We start from the raw sequence: 21,486 nt of genomic DNA on the forward strand, positions 1-21,486 counted from the left end.
TTATGGCAATTAAAGAACAGCCTAAGTCACCTCGGTTTCGGATCATCGCTAATATATTGTTGGCAGTATCAGGGCTATTCCTGCTCTTAAATTTATTTTTGCCTGGTTTATTTGCTTCTGGTCCTGCTGGCGTTCCCTATAGCCTATTTATTCATCAAGTACAGGAAGGGGAAGTCAGCCGCGTTTCTGTTGGTCAAAACCAGATCCTTTACCAACTAAAAACAGAAAATGCCGAGCCGGGCCAGGTGTTTTCAACTACACCAATCTTCGATTTAGAGTTACCCAAACTGCTAGAACAAAAAGGAATTGAGTTCGCAGCTACACCTCCACCTAAGAATAGTTGGATTACAACCCTCTTGAGTTGGGTGATTCCACCACTGATTTTTATTGGCATTTGGCAGTTCTTTCTCGCCCGTGGTGGTGGTGGCGGTGGTCCCCAAGGTGTTCTCTCCATTGGTAAGAGCAAAGCTAAGGTTTATGTTGAAGGTGAATCAGCTAAAATCACCTTTGCAGATGTGGCTGGGGTAGAAGAAGCGAAAACTGAGTTAGTGGAAATTGTGGATTTCCTCAAGACTCCAGGACGCTTTACGCAAATTGGCGCTAGGATTCCCAAAGGTGTGTTGTTGGTTGGCCCTCCAGGTACAGGTAAGACACTTTTAGCGAAAGCCGTAGCAGGAGAAGCAGGAGTTCCATTCTTCAGCATCTCTGGTTCGGAGTTTGTAGAATTGTTTGTCGGTGTGGGTTCTTCCAGAGTGCGGGATTTGTTTGAGCAGGCCAAAAAACAGGCTCCCTGTATTGTATTCATTGATGAATTAGATGCGATCGGTAAGTCTCGTAGCAGTAACGGCTTCTACGGTGGTAACGATGAGCGGGAACAAACCCTCAACCAATTACTAACAGAGATGGATGGGTTCGCAGCTGGGGATGCAACGGTAATTGTGCTAGCAGCTACCAACCGCCCCGAAGTACTAGACCCGGCATTGCTGCGTCCAGGCCGCTTTGACCGCCAAGTATTGGTAGACCGTCCCGATTTATCTGATCGTGAAGCAATTCTCAAGATTCACGCTCAAAAGGTAAAATTAGGAGATGATGTCAATCTAAAAGCGATCGCCACTCGTACTCCCGGTTTTGCTGGCGCAGATTTGGCAAACTTGGTGAATGAAGCGGCATTATTGGCAGCTCGCAATCTCCGTGAAAGTGTTGCTCAAGAAGACTTTGCCGAAGCAATTGAGCGGGTAGTCGCCGGTTTAGAGAAGAAGAGTCGAGTGATGAACGAGACTGAGAAAAAGATTGTTGCATACCATGAAGTTGGTCACGCAATGGTAGGGGCGCTAACAACAGGAAACGGTCGTGTAGAAAAGATTTCGATTATTCCCCGTGGGATGGCAGCTTTGGGCTACACTCTGCAATTACCTACTGAAGACCGCTTTTTGATGAATGAAGAAGAATTACGCGGTCAGATTGCGACTCTGTTAGGAGGACGTTCCGCCGAAGAGATTGTGTTTAACAGCATTACAACAGGTGCTTCCAACGATTTGCAACGAGCAACCGACTTAGCAGAACGGATGGTAACAGCCTATGGTATGAGCAAAGTCTTAGGACCACTGGCTTACCAACAAGGACAACAACCAATGTTCCTGGGTAATGGTGCGGCTAATCCCCGGCGGGCGGTGAGTGAAGACACATCCAAAGCTATTGATAGCGAAGTCAAGGAAATCGTGGAAACAGCCCACGAACAAGCCCTAAATATTCTTAGAGAGAATCGAGACTTGCTAGAAGCGATCGCTACTCAACTCCTAGAAACAGAAGTCATTGAAGGGGAAAAACTGCACAGTCTGCTGAGTCAAGTTAAACGTGTAGCTCTTCATAATTAAGAAAGTCAGGTTTTAAACGCAGAGGAACGCAGAGATAAACTTTGCGTTCTTTTGCATTAAACCTCTGCGTTCCTACCCCTCAAGAAGGCGAAGCCGCCTATGCGTTTGAGAAATGCCACTCATAGCAATATTTAATCTTTAGCGAAAGTGGGCTGTACATTTTTAACCTGAGTTCAATCAACCTCTCCCTGACTTCAACTAAACTTCAAGTCTTTCCCTCTCTAAGTCGGAAAGGGACGGTTTTGCGTAGTAAAACCAGAGAGAGGTCTTTTGATTTTGCTGATTAGGCGAACACCATATAACCCGTCGAACTCACCTTTTTTTAATACTCCGGAACTGACGGATCGATTTCTTTACTCCAAGCGGTAATTCCGCCTTTGACATTCGTCCCGACAATCCCGGCTTCCTTGAGGATGGCGAGGGCTTTTGCCGATCGCCCGCCCATCTTACAATGAGCAATTAAGCGGTGACCGTTCAACATTTCCTTCACTTTAGCAACGCCATTGCCATTTTCAATCTCTGGTAAGGGCACCAAGACTGAACCAGGAATCTTAGCAATGTCGTACTCATGAGGGTTGCGGACATCCAGCAGTACAAAATCCTTTGCACCGCTATCCAGCAATTCCTTCAAATCCTTGACGGTCATTTCTTGACTTTCCATCTGCTGTTTTGCCTCCTCTGCCTTAGCTTGTGGAATTCCGCAGAATTGTTCGTAATCTATCAGTTTTTCAATGACTGGGCGAATCGGGTTAGGACGCAGCTTCAACTCTCGGAATTTCATATCTAAAGCGTTGTATAGCAGCAACCGTCCACTCAGGGTATTACCTTGTCCCAGAATGATTTTGACAGTTTCGGTTGCCTGAATTAAACCAATAATTCCTGGCAAAATTCCTAATACGCCACCTTCTGCACAAGAAGGAACCATTCCTGGTGGTGGTGGTTCTGGGAAAAGGTCGCGATAATTTGGCCCACCTTCGTAGTTAAATACACTAGCTTGCCCTTCAAAGCGTAAAATTGAACCGTAGACGTTGGGCTTGTTCAGCAATACGCAGGCGTCGTTAACTAGATATCTGGTGGGGAAGTTATCGGTACCATCTACCACGATATCATAAGGTTGGAGGATTTCCAAGGCGTTTTCGGAAGTCAAGCGAGTTTCGTAGAGATCAACCTGACAATAGGGGTTAATCTCGTGAATGCGGTTTTTTGCGGATTCAATCTTGGGTTTACCCACCCAGGATGTACCGTGGATTACTTGGCGTTGCAGATTGGAAGTATCGACAACATCGAAATCGACTATCCCGATGCGTCCAATACCCGCCGCCGCCAGATATAAAAGTAGTGGTGAACCTAGTCCACCTGTACCGATACACAGTACACTAGCAGCTTTTAGGCGCTTCTGTCCTTCTAGTGCTACTTCCGGCAAAATCAGGTGTCGGGAGTAGCGTTCGTAATCGTCTTTGGTCAACTGGATTTCATCCAGATTGGGATTGAGCATAGTAGTTATCATGTGGGAGAGCGGAATATTAATCCTATCGAAAAACTGTATCTTCATAGGACGAGTGGGGAAGACGAGTTTTCATCCGTGGTGGCGGCGAAAACCGCTAGGAGTGACTGTCTTTAAACTAAGCCGTTAAATTATATTTTCAATTGCCTCTGCTTGAAACTGATGATAATCATCAAGGCTCCAGCTTTCGAGTTCTCCAGCTTTGCCGTTTTGGACGGAAACTATTATATACGAGTATCCCTGCCAAGCGTATAGGCGATCGCATTCTGAAGGGATAGCAGGATGATCTGGGTGGGAGTGAAAAATGCCAATAATGTTCAATGAGCGATCGCGTACTTCCCTTTGTGTTTTTAGCATAACTTCGGGTGCGATCACATATTGCCGTCTTTTATTTTCTGCTGTGCGTTCCCCTGGAAACTCAGCAGCCGCATCTGTATTCCAGGCATTTTCTGTTGGCATGACTTCTGCCACAATTTTGCCCCCATTAGCTAGATAGCCTAAAATTATACCGCAACACTCGTCAGGGTAAGTGCTTTCGGCATGAGTGCGGATGGTTTGCAAGTGTTCTTGGCTCAGTCTGATCATCTCTGCATTTGTAATTTTGGTAACCTATAGCGATTCTTGCTTAAATATTAAGATATTGTCAGGCGATCAAGATCATAGGTGCATCTACGCCCAACCCAGGCGCTAGCGTTGGTGTCGCCTCTGATAGAAAAGCTTACTTACCGTACCTCTACGGGGATCTTGCTATGCGTAGCGTTCCGCAGGAAAGGTCTCGCTGCGATCAAAAGTCAATCAAATATGTATATTTTTGATCAGTCCTTTGAGCATTTGCCTGCTGCTTTCTGCAAATAAATAATTGCCTATAAACTCTAAAAATGTGAAGGTTACACGAAGAGAAGTACTAATACATATACTTATCAGCAAATAATATCAAGAATATGTAAAGATTCTGCTGAAATCAGTATAAATGTCTAAGTAAATACGCTAACATCTAGTCATTATCGGGTTATTTAAATGTTCCTATTTTCAAGCTAGACGCCCACGGGCAATAGCTCACAACGAGGCCATAAAAATATCTTTTCTCTATTAAGAGTCAATTGTTCGCTATTTTTAAGACAGTAAGACTTAAGCATTGACAACAAAACCAACTATTAAGTGTGAGTTTTAGGCATTCAAGCTTGAATTTTTGACGAGGTTTTTTCAGGGATGGCTGGTTTAGGCTATGCCGAAGTTACTGAATCAAAGATAATTAAAAAAAAGCCTGAAATTATGTATTTGACTAGAATGCACACGCTGATAATTGTGTACGGTGTCTAAGATTTAGATAGTCCTCAATAGTTGACAAGTGTTATTTACAAGCCAGTTAAAGGGTGAATCTTCGAGAAATATTACTGATCCCTCAAGGGTGACGTTAAACTATGCCGAAAATGTCAAATTTTGGCGAGTTATTTGTTCCCTAAAACAGCACTAACAGCAGATTGAGAACTTAAGTTACTGAAAAAATCGATTGAGGTAGGTAAAAATTATGGCAAATATCATTGGAACCAACGGTAATGATACCCTACTGGGCAGCGATAGCGCGGACACGATTAAGGGTCTTGCCGGGAATGATACTATCACAGCTAATCAGGGCAACGATACTCTGATTGGTGGAGGCGGCAAGGATAAATTTGTTTACAACTTGGGTGACGCTACTGATACAATCACCGATTTCGCTGGCATTGGTAAAGGTATAAATCCCACAGTAGCAGTGATTGCGGAAGTGGATACCATCAAATTCCAGGGTACTGGCTTTACTGCCCGAAATCTGCTGCTTGCCCAGAATGGCAGCAATCTGGAAATCACCTTTGAAGGGCAAGATGGTACAAGAGTCATCCTGCAAAACTTTAAATTAGAAAACTTGGAGAATTTGAAAGCTTCTGGAGCCAGACCAGCTATCGGTAATATTCTGTTTGATGGGCAAACTAGCATCACCGACAGCTTTAATGTCCTGGATGCTAACTCTACTGATCCGAGCATCGGCATCAAGAACACGGTGACCTTTCTCAATGACCTCTCTAACAATATTACGGGTTTAGATAACTCAGATGATGTCATCAATGGTCAGGGGGGTAATGACCACATCGACGGCTTGAGTGGCAACGACATCCTCAGAGGTGGTGCAGGGAATGATACTCTCATTGGTGGTGCGGGAAATGATACCCTCATTGGTGGTACGGGGAATGACTCCCTCGTTGGCGATAACCTGCTTTTTGGGGACGATGGCAATGATTCTCTTTCCGTCTCTGGCTACCACAGCTACAGCTACTCAAACGACTACGACTCTCGCTCGTCTGGGAAGAACACCCTTAACGGTGGCGCTGGTAATGATAACTTGAGTGCTGAGGGTTCAGCAGGCAATAACCTACTGGATGGTAGCGTTGGCAATGATTCGCTCTCCGTCTCTGGCTACCACAGCTTCATCTACCCAAGCAACGATTACGACTCTCGCTCGTCTGGCAATAACACTCTCAACGGTGGTGCAGGTAACGATAACTTGAATGCTAGGGGTTCAACAGGCGATAACCTACTCTCTGGGGGCGATGGCAATGATACTCTCTTTGCCTTTAATGCCTCTGGTAATAACACCCTTTATGGTGATTATGGCAATGATATCCTCACTGGTGGCGGTGGCAATAACACTCTCAACGGTGGTGCTGATAACGATACCTTGAGTGCCAGCGGTTCAACAGGCAAGAACCTGCTGTCTGGGGGCGATGGCAACGATATCCTGACAGGTGGTTTTGGTAATGACACCCTTTATGGAAATAATGGTACTGATACCTTTGCTTTCAATAGTTACAACGAAGGTGTTGATCGTCTTTATGACTTCAATGCTACTAATGAAATCATTCAGGTATCGGCTGCTGGTTTTGGTGGCGGGTTATCAATCGATTCACTTCAGACAAGTCAGTTTACCCTCGGAGCATCTGCAACGACGATCGCTCAACGATTTATCTATGATACTTCTACAGGTGGACTGTACTTTGACCAAGATGGCAGTGCGTGTGGGTTTGCTAAGGTACAGTTTGCACAACTATCTGCTGGATTGTCATTAAACAAAAACAATTTTGTGGTTGTTTAATCGTGATTAAAACTCTTTCATCACTTTAGACATGGATTGTGAGGTGCTGAAAATAGCACCTCGCATTCGATTCATCAATGCAATTAGCTAAAGCTGATTTCGCGCTTTGAGTTGCAGATATCGCTCAACCAACTGATCGGCAATTTGATTTGCTGGTGCATCTAGTATCAATACACCTTTTTGTTTCAACTGAGCAAATGCTACTTGTCGTTGCATTAATAAATCAAGTGCCACTGCACGGGCATAAGCATTTGTAACATCATCTGTGAAGGTGTGTGCCAGACGATCAACTTGCGGATCTCGCAGAGTAACGCAAAATGGGAGGTAGCGGGGTGCTAGCTTGGAGAGTGCGGACAGGAGTTCTGTAGAAGCGGTGACATCAACTAAGTCGGTAATCACCACTACCAGCGCCCTGCGAGTTTGACGTTGCACAACATTTGTCACCGCCCCCAAATAATCAGATTCAAATAACACTGGTTGAATTGGAGTCAGGCGATCAATTAACTGATTCAAATGATGTTGACCACGTTCTGGGGGAATCCACGTATGCATCTGGCGGTCAAATACACCAATACCCACGCGATCGCCTCGATGTAAACCTGCCAAAGCTAAGGACAAAGTTGCATTCAAACCCCAGTCAAATCGCTGCAAATTCTGCACTTTTGCTGTCATTAACCGTCCGCGATCAAGCAAGATCAGTAAAGTTTGCTCCTGTTCTGGTTCCAAAACCCTCACCAGTGGCGTTGCATTCCCATAGCCCCCAACCCGACGGGCGGTAGCTTTCCAATCAATAAACCGTAAATCGTCACCAGTGCGATAGTTCCGCAGTTCGGCAAACTCTGTACCAATACCAGTTTGGCGAGATTGGCGCATTGATCCTGATAATTGCAGTGTCAGACGAATTGTCAGCGATCGCAACCCCACTAAATCAGGATAAACTTTCACTGGCAGACTTTGGGAAATTTGCCAATCATCCCAAGCTAATCCCGAAAGTCCCAACTGTCGGACTTGAATATTTCCCCAAGGAAACTCTCCCCGCTGTGTAGGGTTGACGGTATACGTCAATTCTTGGGTGCTGTTACTTTTAACAATAGCCCGGAGTGTGGGTGCAGATACGCCAAACCCTGTTGGATAGTAGTCGCAGATTTCAATTAGGGCATTGACATTTGGCGATGTTACTTTTAGGATCACCGGATTATCCCGCCCAATCGATAATCGCGACGGTAATTCGCGGCTAATTTGCACGCGAGAACGCCGCACCTGCAAACCATCTACAACCATCAATCCGAGAACGATCGCATCAAATAGCAAAGTGATGGCGATCATTGCTCTAATGCCGAGAAATAAGGATAGAATCGGGGCTATCACTATACCCAAAACCAACAATAAATAAACTCGTCTGGAAGGAACCATTTTTTAAAGTGAGAAGTTAGGAGAATGACGATTAGCTTAACCTACCTCATCATGTACACCAGAGGGGTTGCCAAAGGCATTGCCCTTGGCGGGTACTCTATGCGTAGGCGTAGCCAGCCTTGTCTACCAGACGCTTTGCGTAGCTTGCTTATATTGTAGGGGTAGTGCATCGCCTAATAAAATTATCAAAACAGAATAAAGGCATCAGTCGTCAGAATTCAGTATGAATTGGAGTCCGACTGGCGAATGAATAAATGGGTTTAAGGAAACTCCAAAAAATAAATTATCCAATTTCTAGACTTCGCTACGACTTTTCCTGCCCCTGCCCTCAAAGCGTTCGCGTAGCGTCCCGCAGGGATGGGATATTTTTTATTTGTCAGTCATTAAGACCCCCACCAAATCTATGATTTGGTGGTCAACGAGACAGTGGCAGGTTTGAATCCCCCACTGATTAATTCTGACTACTGAATTCTTCTTCAACACAGTTACATCGCAATAAGTTGTGCTGTTATCAATGACTAAAGTAATTTATATGCGGCTTTTGATAGGGCTGGTATCGACCGGGTTGAAGTGCTCAAAGGACCAGCCTCTGTTCTCTACGGTCAGGGTTCATTGGGAGGGGTGATTAATTATGTCACCAAACAACCCCTGAGCGAACCTTACTACGCGGTGGAAACCTCTGCGGGCAGTTTCAATTTCTATCGCGGTGCCATAGACCTGACAGGTCCCCTCAATCCCAGCAAAACGGTGTTGTATCGTCTCAACCTCGCGGCTCAAACGACCGAAAGTTTCCTGGATTTCTACGATCAACAGAGTTACTTTGTAGCACCTGTGGTTTCCTGGCAACTGGGCGATCGCACCAAGATTACTTTCTCAGGCGAATATCAGGTGCGACCCCAAAAGAATGGTGCTATAGGTATTCCTGCTGAAGGAAGTGTCCTACCCAATCCGAATGGCAAAATCCCGCGCAATCGTAACACAAACGAGCCAAATAGTACAAGCGATACAAATGTGCTTCGCCTTGGCTATGATCTCGAACATCGCTTTAGCTCTAACTGGCAGATCCGTAGCGCCTTTGAATTTTCGTCGTTTCAAGGGTATAAAAATTATCTCTTTAACAGCGACTTAGCTGAGGATGAGCATGGTTCTGATGCCAGAGAATATTTCTTTTTAAGAAGACCAGAAATTTCCCCTGAGCAAGCTTTTAGAATTGTCAGCGATCGCCCCTTAGAATTTGGCATCGAATCACTATAATCTTGATTTGTCTAAGTTTTCAACTATTCAAAGTTATCCTTCAATTTCTTGGTCAAAATGGTTAAGAGATTAACTCTTTTTTCGCAAGAGATGCATTTTTATTAAATAAATTCTTTGCTGATAATTTCTGTAATCTTAGTTTCCACCCTCAAGGGTTGCTGAGGCGATTAGGCGTTAGCGTAGCTTACCGTAGGTATTGCTATCAAGAATAACGTAGGCGATCGCCCTTGGAGAACTGAGCAAATTCTGAAGGGGCGTTCCCGCTTCTTTTGTGGTCGCCGCTATGCGTAGCTTGCTTCTACGTTCGCGCTAGCGTCTCCGTTGGCGCAGCCTCTGTGTCAGGAGAAGGAGAAGTGGTACGGGTTGCCGTAGGCATTGCCACCATTACCTCTCTCCACTCTTATAATCACAATACCTTGTGAAATTCCTGTCTATCATCAATGTCCTTCGATAACCTGTGCAAATTACTTTCAGAAAAACATCCGGTTACTTTTGCCTTGAGTTCCTTGAATAGGGACTTAGGGCTAGCAAGTTGTAAACAAGTGGGAGTAGTTCACGTAGTATACTCAGCGTTAATCTTCACGTAGTCATAACTCAAATCGCAACCCCAAGCTTTACCTGCACCATGACCGTTGCCAACGCTGACTGTAATGATCACCGGATTATCTACTCGTTGAGCCTTGATAGTGCTTCTATCAAAGGATAAATCATTACTATTATTGGTGGCAATGAAGTCTTTGGGTAGGGAAGAATCAGCAGCAGTTTGTTTCAAATAAGCGCTTGCTGCTGCACGATCAAAGGTTAAAGGTTGCCCATTTTCTAACATTAAGAAATCCCCTAGCTTAATTTGCAGGTTTTCTTGCTCAAAGGGCACACCTGCACGTCCAGCAGCAGCGGCGATGCGTCCCCAGTTGGGGTCACGTCCAAAGATTGCAGATTTAACTAAGGATGAGCCAGCGATAGTTTTGGCTATTTGTTGAGCTGAAAGTTCATCATGAGCCCCTGTTACTTCCACTTCAATTAGACAGGTTGCGCCTTCACCATCACGAGCGATCGCTTTGGCTAAATGCTGACAAACTGCTGTTAACATCGCCTCTAATTTCTCTGCTTCTGCGCCCAATTCTGTAATTGCTGGGGTGCGAGATTGACCATTTGCCAAGGCAATTAAGCTGTCGTTAGTGCTGGTATCACCATCCACGGTAATCGAATTAAAGCTTCTATCGGCTGCCCTTGCTAACATCTGCTGCCAAAGGGCTGATGAAACGGCTGCGTCACAAGTAACAAATGCCAGCATGGTTGCCATGTTGGGGTGAATCATGCCGGAACCTTTGGCAATACCGCCAATTCGTACCGGGCGATCGCCTATAGTTGTCTCTAGGGCAATGGATTTTGTTACCAAATCTGTAGTGATAATCGCTCTGGCGGCGGCATCTGAGCCTGTTTCTGATAGTGCTGCTATTACCTTGGGAATCCCGCTTCGCAAAGCATCCATCTTAATTCTTTGACCAATCACGCCAGTGGAAGCCAATAACACAGATTCAGATGGGATATTCAGTGCTTGTCCTACTGCCATAGCCGATTCTAGGGTATCAAGGTAGCCTTCAGTCCCTGTAGCGGCGTTTGCTTGTCCAGCGTTGCAGAGGATGGCACGAGCGCTATGTTTGGCTTGCAAGCGTTGGCGACAATATTCTACGCAGGCAGCTTTAACTTGGCTGGTGGTGAACACACCAGCTGCGATCGCTTCCACCTCTGAGAATATCAAAGCTAAATCTGGCAACCCCGAAGGTTTCAACCCTGCGGTAATTCCCGCCGCCTGATACCCCCTTGGTGCTGTGATGCCACCTGTTATTTTTTGCCAATCTGCCATTATTCTTCCTTACAACTATCAGTTTGGATAGGTTGACCCGCTTTGGGGAATTCAAAATTCAAAATTTAAAATTCAAGTATTTCTACTTGTTGTGAGTTGATTTACTGATGGCAATAATAATGCACGAGTTGGCGATTAGCATAATTGTTTTTACCTTTCTTATGACGAAAGACAAAAGCGAAAAAGGAGAGCCACTTGGGTCGCTCTCCAGATCATTACCATACATTCTTTTTTTCACACCAATTCCTTGATGATATCAGGGTTAATACTTATTTCTTTAAATTATTTCTAATAATGTTATGACTTTATCCGTAAATACCACAAAAATAAAATAAAAAAGAGAGCCACTTAGGCAGCTCTCCAGATCATCAGGGTGCATCTACTTACCACACTATATCATTTTATGTATGCGGGTTGTCACCAGTTTTTTTGTGAAGATTCTGTGAAGAAGCACCGGGAAAATACTTACTTGGGGCATGGGGCAATTCAATTTTGGATAATGGAATTGATGATTTTAGATTAAATTTCAATCCAAAATCTAAAGTTCTTACTCCTCTGCCCCCCTCACCAAGCATTGTTGACTATGACAGACTACTAGGCGTTCAGTTTTTTCTCCACCAATTCGTTAGTCAGCTTAGGATCAGCACGTTTGGCTGTTTTTTTCAGAACTTGTCCGACAAAGAAGCCTTTGAGGTTGGTGTTACCGTTGCGATACTTTTCCAGTTCTTTGGGATTGGCGGCTATTACTTCATCAACGATGGGTTCCAGTACATTAGGATCGGTGATTAACTCAAGACCGGCAAAGGCTTTGTCAGGAGAAATACCACTGAGCAAATCTGGCAACTTTTCTTTAGCTTGAGCATTGCTAATTTTGCCCGTTTCAATGCGAGTGATGATATCTGCTAGATTGGTGGGAGTCAGGGCGATTTCAGTAATACTGAGTTTTTGCTTATTGAGGTGGGCTGCGATATCTTGAGTAATCCAGTTTGCAGCAGCTTTCGGATTTGCTCCAGCCGCGATCGCAGTTTCAAAATATTTCGCTACGGGATGATCTTCAGTTAACACTCGCGCATCGTAAGCCGAAAGCCCCAACTCACTTTCATAATGATGGCGTTTTTGGGCTGGTAATTCTGGTAATTCGCTGCGCCATTGCTCTAATTGGGCATCTGACACCTCAATTGGTGCTAAATCTGGTTCGGGGAAATAGCGGTAATCGCTAGAACCTTCCTTCACCCGCATACTAATTGTGCGTTGAGCGCCTTCTTCCCATAGACGAGTTTCTAGGATAATGCGATCGCCTGCTTCGATGGCGGCAATTTGGCGCTCAATTTCGTAGTCAATCGCCCGTTGGATGGCGTTGAACGAGTTCATGTTTTTAATTTCTACCTTAGTGCCAAACTCCTCTCGTCCCACCGGACGCACAGAAATATTGACATCGCAACGCAGAGATCCTTCTTGCATATTGCCGTCACTCACGCCGAGATACCGCACAATCCGGCGCAACTCTTCGGCATATTCAGCAGCTTCTAGTCCAGAACGCAGGTCAGGTTCTGAGACAATTTCCACTAACGGTATACCTGCGCGATTGTAGTCTACCAGAGAATAGGAAGAACCGGAAAGGCGATCGCTGCCTGCATGAACCAATTTTCCAGCATCTTCCTCCATATGCAGACGCGTAATGCCAATACGTTTGCGAATGGGGTTACCCTCAGCATCTACCAATTCAATTTCTAACCAACCATGTTCTGCGATCGGTAGATCATATTGAGAAATTTGGTAATTTTTGGGTAAGTCCGGATAAAAATACTGTTTACGGTCAAATTTACTATATTTAGCGATTTGACAATTTAGTGCCAAACCAGCTTTGACGGCGTATTCTAATACTTTTTCATTGAGTACAGGTAAGACCCCAGGTAAACCCATACAAACCGGGTCAATGTTAGTATTTGGGTCAGCACCAAATGCCGTAGAGCTATTAGAGAAAATCTTGGTATTGGTACTCAGCTGACAATGGGTTTCTAGACCAATAATCGCTTCATACTCAGTTTTTACGGTCGTAGCAGTGGTCATAATATCAATATTTGGGCAATAATCCTTCTAGTGGTACTATTGTAGCGGCGTATTGAGTTGCCCTGAAGACGGTTATTTGGGTGAGTAATGCTTACCCTTTTGAGCTTGAAAAGGGAGATGCAAACTTAAGGTGAAGAAAATCTTAATCATTGGTTCTGGGGGTGCTGGTAAATCTACCTTAGCCCCCGAACTGGGAACCATCTTAGGCTTAGAAGTCATTCACTTGGATGCTTGGTACTGGAATCCTCGCTGGGTTGAGACTATTACCAGTAGCCAAGGATAAATTACTTTAATAAGGTATTAAATTCAATAAAGTTCAGTTAAGGATTTCTTCCTTCTCTCTGTGTCGCGCCAGTTGCTTCTCCTAAGGGAGACGCTGCGCGAACAAGTCGGGGAACGCGCCCAACGCACATAGCTTCTCTGCGCCTTTGTGGTACCCTGCGGGAAGCCACTCTGGGTCTACGTTCAAAAAATTGACTTTGACAAAGAGTTTTAGCTTTAACCCAAGCGTATTGGTATTAAATTGGTAAATTAAGTCAGGGAGCAACCAAGATTATGATTGATATCAAAACAGCAGTGAATGCTGCCTATGAATACATAAAATCCTTACAAGAAATGATGGGTTCTTCATTAGGAGATTTGAGACTTGAAGAAGTTGAACTTTCTGAAGATAAAAGCTTCTGGTTGATTACTTTAGGGTTTGATATTCCTAAAAAACCTCCTAAAAGCCGATTGGAAGACTTAATGCCTACCTCTCTTGCTTCTACCCCTGTGTTGTATGAACGAGAATATAAACTTTTTAAGGTAAATTCTCAAACTGGCAAAGTAGAAGCAATGAAAATTAGACAAGTATGAAAGATTTGATTGCTTCCCTTATTCGTCGTTATTGCCAAAAAGGAGTTTTAATTGATACAAACATATTACTTCTCTTCTTAGTTGGGAGCGTCAATCAGGAACGAATAACTAAATTTAATCGAACCCAGCAATTTATACCAGAAGATTATGAGCTTTTGCTAGTATTTATTGCAAAATTTCAAAAGCTTGTAACAACTCCGAATATTCTGACAGAAGTTAATAGCCTTGCAAATCAACTTGGTGAACCTGAACGTTCTCAGTGCTTTGCAATATTTGCTCAATTTGCTAAAAATGTTGCTCTTTTGGATGAATACTACGTAAAGAGTTTAGATGCTGTTAATACTGAAAAATTTGTTAAATTCGGACTTACTGACAGTGGAATCCTGACTTTATCTAAAGGGAAGTATCTTGTACTAACTGATGACTTCAAGCTAGCAAATTAACTTCAGAGTGTAGAAGTTGATGTGATTAACTTTAACAATATTCGTATCTTCAACTGGTAATAAAAATATGAAATTCAACCCTACGCCTAAAGCAATACGCTTGGGTTAGTGATAATTAGCCCCGAAGATCCCCACAACTTACTTACGCTAGTCTGCTCAACAGGGGGAACTCCCGCACACGGCTGGCTCCCCTTAAAAAGGCTGGCTCTAATTCCCTCCTTTTTAAGGAAGCTTAGGGAGGATCAAGCCTTTACACGTCGTAAGGGAATTAATTAAATAATTATTAAAAATATACATACACCTTTATTAATACCTCAAACTCTTTAATAATAAATCAAACTATTAATTAAATATTAGCACTCTCGGCTTGTTAGTGCTAATTTTTGACTGAGGTTTAATGCCTATGATATAGACAAAAACTATACTTTTTCTAGATGCTTTAGTTACTTGTCAGATATTATATTAAAAAAACTAAAGCTTTACTGCAAGTAATTTAAAACTGGGAGTACTAGGATGAAATACACTTTTGATATTGTAGGAGTATCTCCACTTTTACAGTTTTTTAATCACCAACAGCAAAATGGGCAAAAACTACCCCACCAAGGCGTAGAATACTTAGGAATGTATACTTGTACATTAGATACATTTCTAGAATCAGTGGAATCAGTTCCAGCAAAGTGGGGTTGGAATCTAGATCAAGTGGTAGATACCGTGATTCAGTTTTGGTTGAACAACTCAGACAGTATTCGTTATTGGAAAGTACGTTTAAGTGATGCTGGTAAGGATAATTTACTAGTCGCAAGATTGGCGGATATAACCGCCTTACAAGCTGAATTTGAATCGCTACTAGATAAGAAGTAGTGAAGAGATATGTAGAATTGAAGAATAATTCTAGAGCGGAGCAAGAGTTGCTCCGCCTCCAGTTAAAATCAATAGTTTTCTCTGTTATTATCATTTTCAAGTGCTTTGAGAATTTTAAGATATAAACTTTCTACTCTTTTTGTCTGAACTTCACCAAATGAAGCATAGTGAGTTAAGCTAGGAGCGCCATTTACTTCAATGATTGTATAATCTCCCATTGGTAACGTTATATCATTAGTAAGAATGTCCACACCTGCTAATCTCAATTCCATATCTTTTGTAATACTTACTGCTAATTTTTGAAAGTCTGGATGGATATTTTCAGTGAAGTCTATTGCCTCACCTCCAGTCGATAAATTTGCATTGTCTAAAAGATAGACTATATTATTTTTAGGTATAACACTACTAAAATTTAGCTTCCGTCTTCGCAAGTTTTTTTTGAATCTGTAATCTTCAAAATCTATAATTTCTTTTCTACCATTTTTGATAAAAGTTTCCTGTTTCTGTTGCAGAAGTTCCAAAACATTAGATTGACCATCTCCCATTATAAATAGGGGAATTCTTTGATATGCTGAAACTACTTCATCATCAAGTACTACAATTCTATAGTCATTGCCACTATAGAATCGCTCAACAATAAACCCTGAGATTTTTTGCAAGATTTTCTTGGCTGCTTGATAGTATTCTTGCTTGTTGTGAACCTTTGTAACAAATGTTCCTTGACTGAGATTAATCGGCTTGACAATTAAGGGAAATCCCAACTCTTTAGCATAATAGAATCCTGCATCTATATTCCTGGGATTAGCTATTTCTTCGCATAATTCTTCACTAAAAAATGTTTTTCCTTCAGTAACCTTATAGCCAAATTTATTCAGAAAAAAGCTCGAAACCCCTTTGTCTTTTGCTATTGCAGCTGAAGCAGAAGAATTAATACTAAATCTAGTAGTACGAAAAAAGGTTTTATTGCCGTTTTTAAACGTAATCAGTCCCACAAAGGTGCATTCGGGGTCTACTAAAACTATTGCTCCTATTTCCTCTGCTACTTTTTGAATTATTGATGTTACAAATGGTGTTTACATTATCATAACTATAATTTGTTTGGGGAAATGTTAACTTTTTTATAGCAATTAGTCAAGATATTCTAAATTAAACAATTGCACTATGTATTGTCTCTAAAACTCTGGTAAAAACCTGAGAAAAAATTTATTTTTTTAATATTAAAAGAAACCATTAAAATCTAAGTATTATAAACTAACTATAAAAAACGTAAATGTCCGCAATATGGCTTTACTGAGCGCACTTATAGAAAATTTAACAGTGTGTCTGCGCCCATTAATATTAGGCACGTTATTGTTCATTTTCAGCTGAGTTTCAAGAGTACTTTTTCAGACATTAATGTTGGCTTTACCACTGATACGGACTTTACTTTTGTGTATGCATACAAATCATGCAAACCCAATAGCTAAACTTTCTGCTTGAGCTTTGTTGTGTCCTGGAAACAATTGCAAATTAAGGTTTTGAGATTCATAGCCACCTGAAAATTCCAACTTAGTTGGTCTAAAATATAGCGTTAAGTGTTGACAATCTATAAATAATCGAATAACAAGGTGGCAGCAGCATTAAAAAAAAGCGTTAGTGCATTCCTACCTAGAAACTAATTGACGCCCTTGATGAAACTTCATACGGATAACAGAATTATGCCAGAAAATACGGATAACAAAGCTACCAAATCAGACAATCAGGCTATTGCCTATAAAGAACGCCTCAATTCTTGGGCGATCGCTCGTCTACTTCCTAATACACAACGGGAAATTGTTGCTCGCTTCCGCAGCCGTTCTGATGCCGATGGCTATATGCGGCACCTCCCTCAGGAAATACCAAATGCTTCTTACATGGTTGTTTTTGATTGTCAACACCAAGAAGCTGTCATTTAAAGTACAAGTATAGGCAATAAACCTATCTTGAAAATAGGGAACAGCTTACAGGTGATAGGGAACAGGGAAAGAGATTTTCGTTCTAAATTGTGTTCGCGTAGAGGGTGCTTTGTCCTGACTCTGTTCATGAGCGTCTCTTGCAAAAGGCACTTTTGCACTCTTGTGGTGAAAAGGGAAGGGTTAAGGGGGAAAGGAAAATTCAATCCCTATAACCCTTGCTCTTAATCTCCACTACCCTTTTGTTGTGATCATGGGCGTAGCTTGCTTAAAAGTAGCGGTACAAGAAGTCTGCCTCTCGGCGTACACGCACTTATAGTAAAGTTAGGGCATGATAAAAGAATTAAAAATGCGTAGGCGTAGCCTGCCCTTAGACATCGCTTACAACTCCAGATTGCAATTCACCAAATTTACGATGTTTAAATTTTGGATAATGGAATTGTTGGCGGAGCCTCTGGTAGAGAAGATTCAAAATCCAAAATTTAATGCATCTTTGAGAGCAGGCGAATTTAAACGCGAGAATAATTCTATTATCCAAAATCTAAAATTAATTGACAAGTAAGTAACTTGATTGCTGGGGTCAATCTAAATTCTATTATCTAAAATCTAAAATTGATTGACGCTTCACTTAAAAATTCTGGATGTTGCCAACGAGCATATTGACCTTTGTATTCTACCTTTCCAAATCCAAGTTTATGAGCCACCCTTAATAATTTACCAAACAGTAAGCCTTTGCGCGTTTATGTTGGTGAGTCATTAACTTCAAGTTTATTCGCATCAGCCGTACATTAGCGATCGCTGTCTTCAAGAAATTGCTAAAGCCATTAAAGATATTCAGGACTTACGCATGGGTCATGAAAGAACGTAGACGCAAAGCGGCTTGCCGCAGGCTACCACTCCAGACACAGAGAAGCCAGTGCGCCCTTCTCCCAAGGGGAGACGCCAAGGGCGATGCGGTTCCCCGACTTGTTCGCGCAGCGTCTCCCTTAGGAGAAGCAACTGGCGCGACACGGAGGAATGAGAGTTTGAGAGGTTTTTTGCGTAAGTCCTACATTAGTGTCGAGTTTACGACAGAAATTTCTTAGCCAGATTCTGACTTGGAAGAAATGATTTCCGCAGCGGATTGGGCGTTGTATCAAGCAAAGGCAGCAGGACGCGATCGCTTTGTGCAAAATATTCTACTACCCAGAAGTAAATAAATTTGTTATTGCCTCGCCTTTGCGTAAGACTAAATTTATACTCTTTATCAGCAACGCCTAAAAATCTACCCCCCGTTTGAGTTCTACTCCTTGATTGGCATAGTGTTTGTGGCAATAAACCTCTGAGTGGACGCTAGCCAAGTCGAAGTACGCTGGTTGATTTTGGCAGCGACCAGTGATAATGATTTCGGTGTCGCGGGGTTTGCGGAGCAAAGCCTGGACAATAGGTTCAACGGGGAGGAGTTCTAAGTCAACTGTGGGATTAAGCTCATCGAGGATGATAGTTTTATAGAGTCCAGAGGCGATCGCAACTTTAGCGATTTCCCAACCCCGTTCGGCTTCTACGTAGTCTAATTCTTGCCGGGAATTTCGCCAGACGATCGCATCTCCACCGCAGCGCTGATGATCCACGACTTCTGGATATGACTGCTGCAAGGCAGCGATCGCTGCGTCTTCTGTATACCCGCTACCACCTTTAAGCCACTGCATAATCAACACACGGGTAGACCCGGGATGATTAATTCCTCTACCAATGGCCTGTAAAGCTTTGCCCAAAGCACTGGTAGACTTGCCTTTCCCAGCACCGGTATAAATTTCAATCCCTTCAAGGAAGAGGGCTTTAGCTGTTGGGTGGTGATGAGGTTTCATTTCTGAGTGCAAATCTGCAATATCGAGCAACTTTTGCGGCGCAGCGCGTCCGGTGGCGATGATTTCTAACTCTTGGGGTTTGGATTTTAATGTCCGTACCACTTCATCCACTGGTAGCAAACCTAAATCCAGAACAGGGTTAATTTCATCTAAAACCACAACTGAATATAAACCACTGGCGATCGCACCTTTAGCTACATCCCAACCCCGCTCCGCTTCATTTCGGTCAAAGGGGATAATTTCCTCATGCCCAAAAAATTCGGCTCTGCCAGTGCGAACCTGGTCAATTAAATGGGGAAAACCGCGCTGCAAAGCTGCGATCGCGCCATCTTCATCATAATCACGTTCCGGACCTTTTAAAAACCGCAGCAGTAAAACCCGGTTAGAATTGCTAGGCGTATTTATCCCCAAGCCAATGGAGCGCAAAACCACTCCCAAAGCCGCTTGAGACTTACCTTTACCCACGCCATCGTAGACGTGAATTTGACCAATGAGCCGCTCCTGACGCACTTGCGCCGTGCGAATACCAATACCGTTCCTTGTCATCTCTCGAAAAGCTATAACGTGGCAATCTTTAATCTTACCTAACGTCTTGTCCTCTCATCTGAGAAACTGCCCCTCTACCACGCCCGTACAAGCATCAGCTTGATATATTAACAATATCAATAAAGGAATACTGGCACACCAACATGGTAAAGGACAAGAACAATGTGATAATTTCCCCCATCACCCTCACTATCCCAGTTATACTCTCTACAGTTAACCCTTACCGTTGACCATTTATGCCTGAAAATTGGATACTTCCCAGGATTTTTCCCATTGGTGGAATTCTGTTTGACTTTTTATTTGTACTGATTGCCATCCCCATCGAAGCATATGTTTTCCACAATCGACTAAAATTTGACAAAAAATCCAGTACTTTTTATGCCATTTCTATCAATCTGTTTTCTAGTGTGATTGGTTGGATCATATTTTTTGTATCAGAACCAATGTTGCCGATCCAGGTGAAATCAGAATTAATTAACTATATGTTTTTTAATAATTTTCAATCACCTAAAGCACAAACGTTAATCATCTTAACTGCTTTTGGAGTTTTCTTTGCTACTTTTTTGATGAAATTTTTCCTTTTAAGAGGATTACTATTATTATTAAATGAATCATTTGCTAAAAAAGAAGAGGAAGTTCAAACATTTCAACGGCGACGTTGGCGGAGTTTTAGCAATCTGAGATTACAAAGTACCAATTTAGTCACTACTACCTTAATTGCGAATTCTGTGAGTTATAGTGCTATCACCATTATTTTATTGTTTCGCTCAAAGTAGGAAGAATTTACTTCAAAGGAAGAATAGTGATTAATCAGGTGTGATGAGGAATATGAATACGCTATTTAAAGATGTATTTGGGGTTTTTAAATTTGCTGAAGGGCTTTATGCGGGAATTAGAAAGGTATTAGTTCCACCCAAAGCTTATTCCTGGCAGACATTTATTTATCTGAGTATTTTTTCTTGGGTACTTTCATATTGTGCTACAGGTTATATCAAAGATATAATTGCCTTTTTCGGTTGGTTATTTTTGATTGCTGGCACATCTTGGTATACAACTGAAGATCCTTTGAGGGTTCCTGGTACTTTTATGCCAGTCGGGGCAGTGATCACTGGATTCTTAGTTAGCGTTTTTGCCTTTGGAAATCAACAGGATGTAATTACATCAAGAACAATCGTTTTTTGGCCGACAATTTCAGCACTAATTACAGCAATACCAGAATTTATTGAAGGAAATGACACCGACGCTAAAGCTCGAATTCCTAAGCCAGAAGACCGCCAAAGAATCATAATTTTAGTTGCTAGTAGTATGCTGCTAAGTTGCTGGATTCAGTTTTTCTTTGTGATGGATAATTGGTTCCAACAATATCCCAGTTTGCAGGCAGATACTTTTAAACGTAGTGCCTTTGTTGTCAGAACAGAAGAACGAGCAAAAATACCGCAAAACGGTGTTGTAATTCTAGAAAAAATTCAACCAAGAGTAGTAGAAGAAATAGCTCAAAGACCTTGGTCTGAAGTAGAAAAATGGTTGCTAGATGCGAAACAGCGGGTAAGAACTCTGGGTAAGGAAGTAATTCAAAAAAACCTGGGGAGATATGAAGAGAGGGAACTATGGCACGTTGAACCGCGTGTAGCTAATACTAAGTCTGGATATATATTAGATTTATTAAGTATTTGGATAGGCCCGAGTTCTAACCCACGGGGCTATTACTTGAAAAAATCTTGTCGGATTGAACCGGTTGCAGCAACTAACAATTCAGGGAATAAGATTACAGTTGCAGAAATTGAATGCGATCGCATCAATAAATTAATTGCTGGATCACCGCCTCCGCAGCAGTGACTCAATTTTGGATTTTAGATTTGTTCTCGCATTAAAATTTGGGGGCAACTTTTACAAG

16 protein-coding genes and 1 pseudogene are annotated in these 21,486 nt (G+C 42.4%); 10 read left to right on the plus strand and 7 right to left on the minus strand.

Annotated elements, in window-relative coordinates; translation table 11 throughout:
- The first annotated feature begins 2 nt into the window (after nt 1–2).
- A complete protein-coding gene (ftsH4, locus tag Q0541_RS30270) occupies nt 3–1,874 on the plus strand; it encodes an ATP-dependent zinc metalloprotease FtsH4 (protein ID WP_298919908.1) in 1,872 nt (623 codons plus the stop codon).
- A 322-nt stretch (nt 1,875–2,196) separates the two neighbouring features.
- Here ftsH4 and moeB read toward each other — a convergent pair whose 3' ends face one another.
- Together moeB and Q0541_RS30280 are read right to left on the minus strand one after the other, a co-directional pair.
- Nucleotides 2,197–3,369: a molybdopterin-synthase adenylyltransferase MoeB gene (gene moeB / locus Q0541_RS30275; RefSeq protein ID WP_298919910.1), complete on the minus strand. Its 1,173-nt coding sequence runs from the start codon at nt 3,367–3,369 to the stop codon at nt 2,197–2,199.
- Nucleotides 3,370–3,504: 135 nt separating this feature from the next.
- Nucleotides 3,505–3,963 carry a M67 family metallopeptidase gene (locus tag Q0541_RS30280; protein WP_298919912.1) on the minus strand — a complete coding sequence of 153 codons (459 nt, stop codon included), beginning with the start codon at nt 3,961–3,963 and terminating at the stop codon, nt 3,505–3,507.
- A 943-nt stretch (nt 3,964–4,906) separates the two neighbouring features.
- Here Q0541_RS30280 and Q0541_RS30285 point away from each other — a divergent pair.
- Nucleotides 4,907–6,505, plus strand: a complete 1,599-nt coding sequence (locus Q0541_RS30285) for a calcium-binding protein (protein WP_298919914.1) — start codon at nt 4,907–4,909, stop codon at nt 6,503–6,505.
- A gap of 87 nt (nt 6,506–6,592) precedes the next feature.
- Here the strand turns inward: Q0541_RS30285 and Q0541_RS30290 are convergent, their stop codons facing one another.
- Nucleotides 6,593–7,918, minus strand: a complete 1,326-nt coding sequence (locus Q0541_RS30290) for a DUF58 domain-containing protein (protein ID WP_298919916.1) — start codon at nt 7,916–7,918, stop codon at nt 6,593–6,595.
- 549 nt (nt 7,919–8,467) lie between these two features.
- Between Q0541_RS30290 and Q0541_RS30295 the strand changes: the two are divergent.
- Nucleotides 8,468–9,172 (plus strand): annotated as a pseudogene (locus tag Q0541_RS30295) (TonB-dependent receptor plug domain-containing protein); the annotation flags it as partial.
- Between the two features lie 553 nt (nt 9,173–9,725).
- On the opposite strand, the gene argJ reads toward Q0541_RS30295, so the two are convergent.
- The gene (argJ, locus tag Q0541_RS30300; RefSeq protein WP_298919918.1) at nt 9,726–11,039 is read right to left on the minus strand and encodes a bifunctional ornithine acetyltransferase/N-acetylglutamate synthase; all 1,314 of its coding nucleotides are present in this window, start codon (nt 11,037–11,039) and stop codon (nt 9,726–9,728) included.
- A gap of 594 nt (nt 11,040–11,633) precedes the next feature.
- A complete protein-coding gene (gene gatB / locus Q0541_RS30305; RefSeq protein WP_298919920.1) occupies nt 11,634–13,109 on the minus strand; it encodes an Asp-tRNA(Asn)/Glu-tRNA(Gln) amidotransferase subunit GatB in 1,476 nt (491 codons plus the stop codon).
- Between the two features lie 130 nt (nt 13,110–13,239).
- Between gatB and Q0541_RS30310 the strand changes: the two genes are divergently transcribed.
- The 4 genes from Q0541_RS30310 (at nt 13,240) to Q0541_RS30325 (ending at nt 15,268) form a co-directional block, all read left to right on the plus strand.
- Nucleotides 13,240–13,392 carry a hypothetical protein gene (locus Q0541_RS30310; protein WP_298919922.1) on the plus strand — a complete coding sequence of 51 codons (153 nt, stop codon included), beginning with the start codon at nt 13,240–13,242 and terminating at the stop codon, nt 13,390–13,392.
- A 272-nt stretch (nt 13,393–13,664) separates the two neighbouring features.
- Nucleotides 13,665–13,964, plus strand: a complete 300-nt coding sequence (locus tag Q0541_RS30315) for a hypothetical protein (protein WP_298919924.1) — start codon at nt 13,665–13,667, stop codon at nt 13,962–13,964.
- Nucleotides 13,961–14,407 (plus strand): PIN domain-containing protein, encoded by a 447-nt coding sequence (locus tag Q0541_RS30320; RefSeq protein WP_298919926.1) that lies wholly within the window; start codon nt 13,961–13,963, stop codon nt 14,405–14,407. Before Q0541_RS30315 ends, Q0541_RS30320 begins: the two co-directional genes overlap by 4 nt.
- 513 nt (nt 14,408–14,920) lie before the next feature.
- Nucleotides 14,921–15,268, plus strand: coding sequence for a hypothetical protein (locus Q0541_RS30325; protein ID WP_298919928.1), 348 nt, complete (start codon nt 14,921–14,923; stop codon nt 15,266–15,268).
- Nucleotides 15,269–15,336: 68 nt separating this feature from the next.
- On the opposite strand, the gene Q0541_RS30330 is transcribed toward Q0541_RS30325, so the two are convergent.
- Nucleotides 15,337–16,323 carry a cyanophycin synthetase gene (locus Q0541_RS30330; RefSeq protein WP_298919961.1) on the minus strand — a complete coding sequence of 329 codons (987 nt, stop codon included), beginning with the start codon at nt 16,321–16,323 and terminating at the stop codon, nt 15,337–15,339.
- 642 nt (nt 16,324–16,965) lie between these two features.
- Here Q0541_RS30330 and Q0541_RS30335 point away from each other — a divergent pair.
- Nucleotides 16,966–17,202: a hypothetical protein gene (locus Q0541_RS30335; protein ID WP_298919930.1), complete on the plus strand. Its 237-nt coding sequence runs from the start codon at nt 16,966–16,968 to the stop codon at nt 17,200–17,202.
- A gap of 1,253 nt (nt 17,203–18,455) precedes the next feature.
- On the opposite strand, the gene Q0541_RS30340 is transcribed toward Q0541_RS30335, so the two are convergent.
- Entirely contained in the window at nt 18,456–19,592 is a 1,137-nt protein-coding gene (locus Q0541_RS30340) for a cob(I)yrinic acid a,c-diamide adenosyltransferase (RefSeq protein ID WP_298919932.1), read from the minus strand.
- Nucleotides 19,593–19,828: 236 nt separating this feature from the next.
- On the opposite strand from Q0541_RS30340, the gene fraC reads away from it, so the two are divergent.
- Nucleotides 19,829–20,368, plus strand: coding sequence for a filament integrity protein FraC (gene fraC, locus Q0541_RS30345; protein ID WP_298919934.1), 540 nt, complete (start codon nt 19,829–19,831; stop codon nt 20,366–20,368).
- 52 nt (nt 20,369–20,420) lie between these two features.
- Nucleotides 20,421–21,428 carry a septal junction protein FraD gene (gene fraD, locus Q0541_RS30350; RefSeq protein ID WP_298919936.1) on the plus strand — a complete coding sequence of 336 codons (1,008 nt, stop codon included), beginning with the start codon at nt 20,421–20,423 and terminating at the stop codon, nt 21,426–21,428.
- Nucleotides 21,429–21,486 lie beyond the last annotated feature (58 nt).

Origin of the sequence: uncultured Nostoc sp. (assembly GCF_937863485.1) — a bacterium.
Lineage (GTDB): Bacteria > Cyanobacteriota > Cyanobacteriia > Cyanobacteriales > Nostocaceae > Nostoc.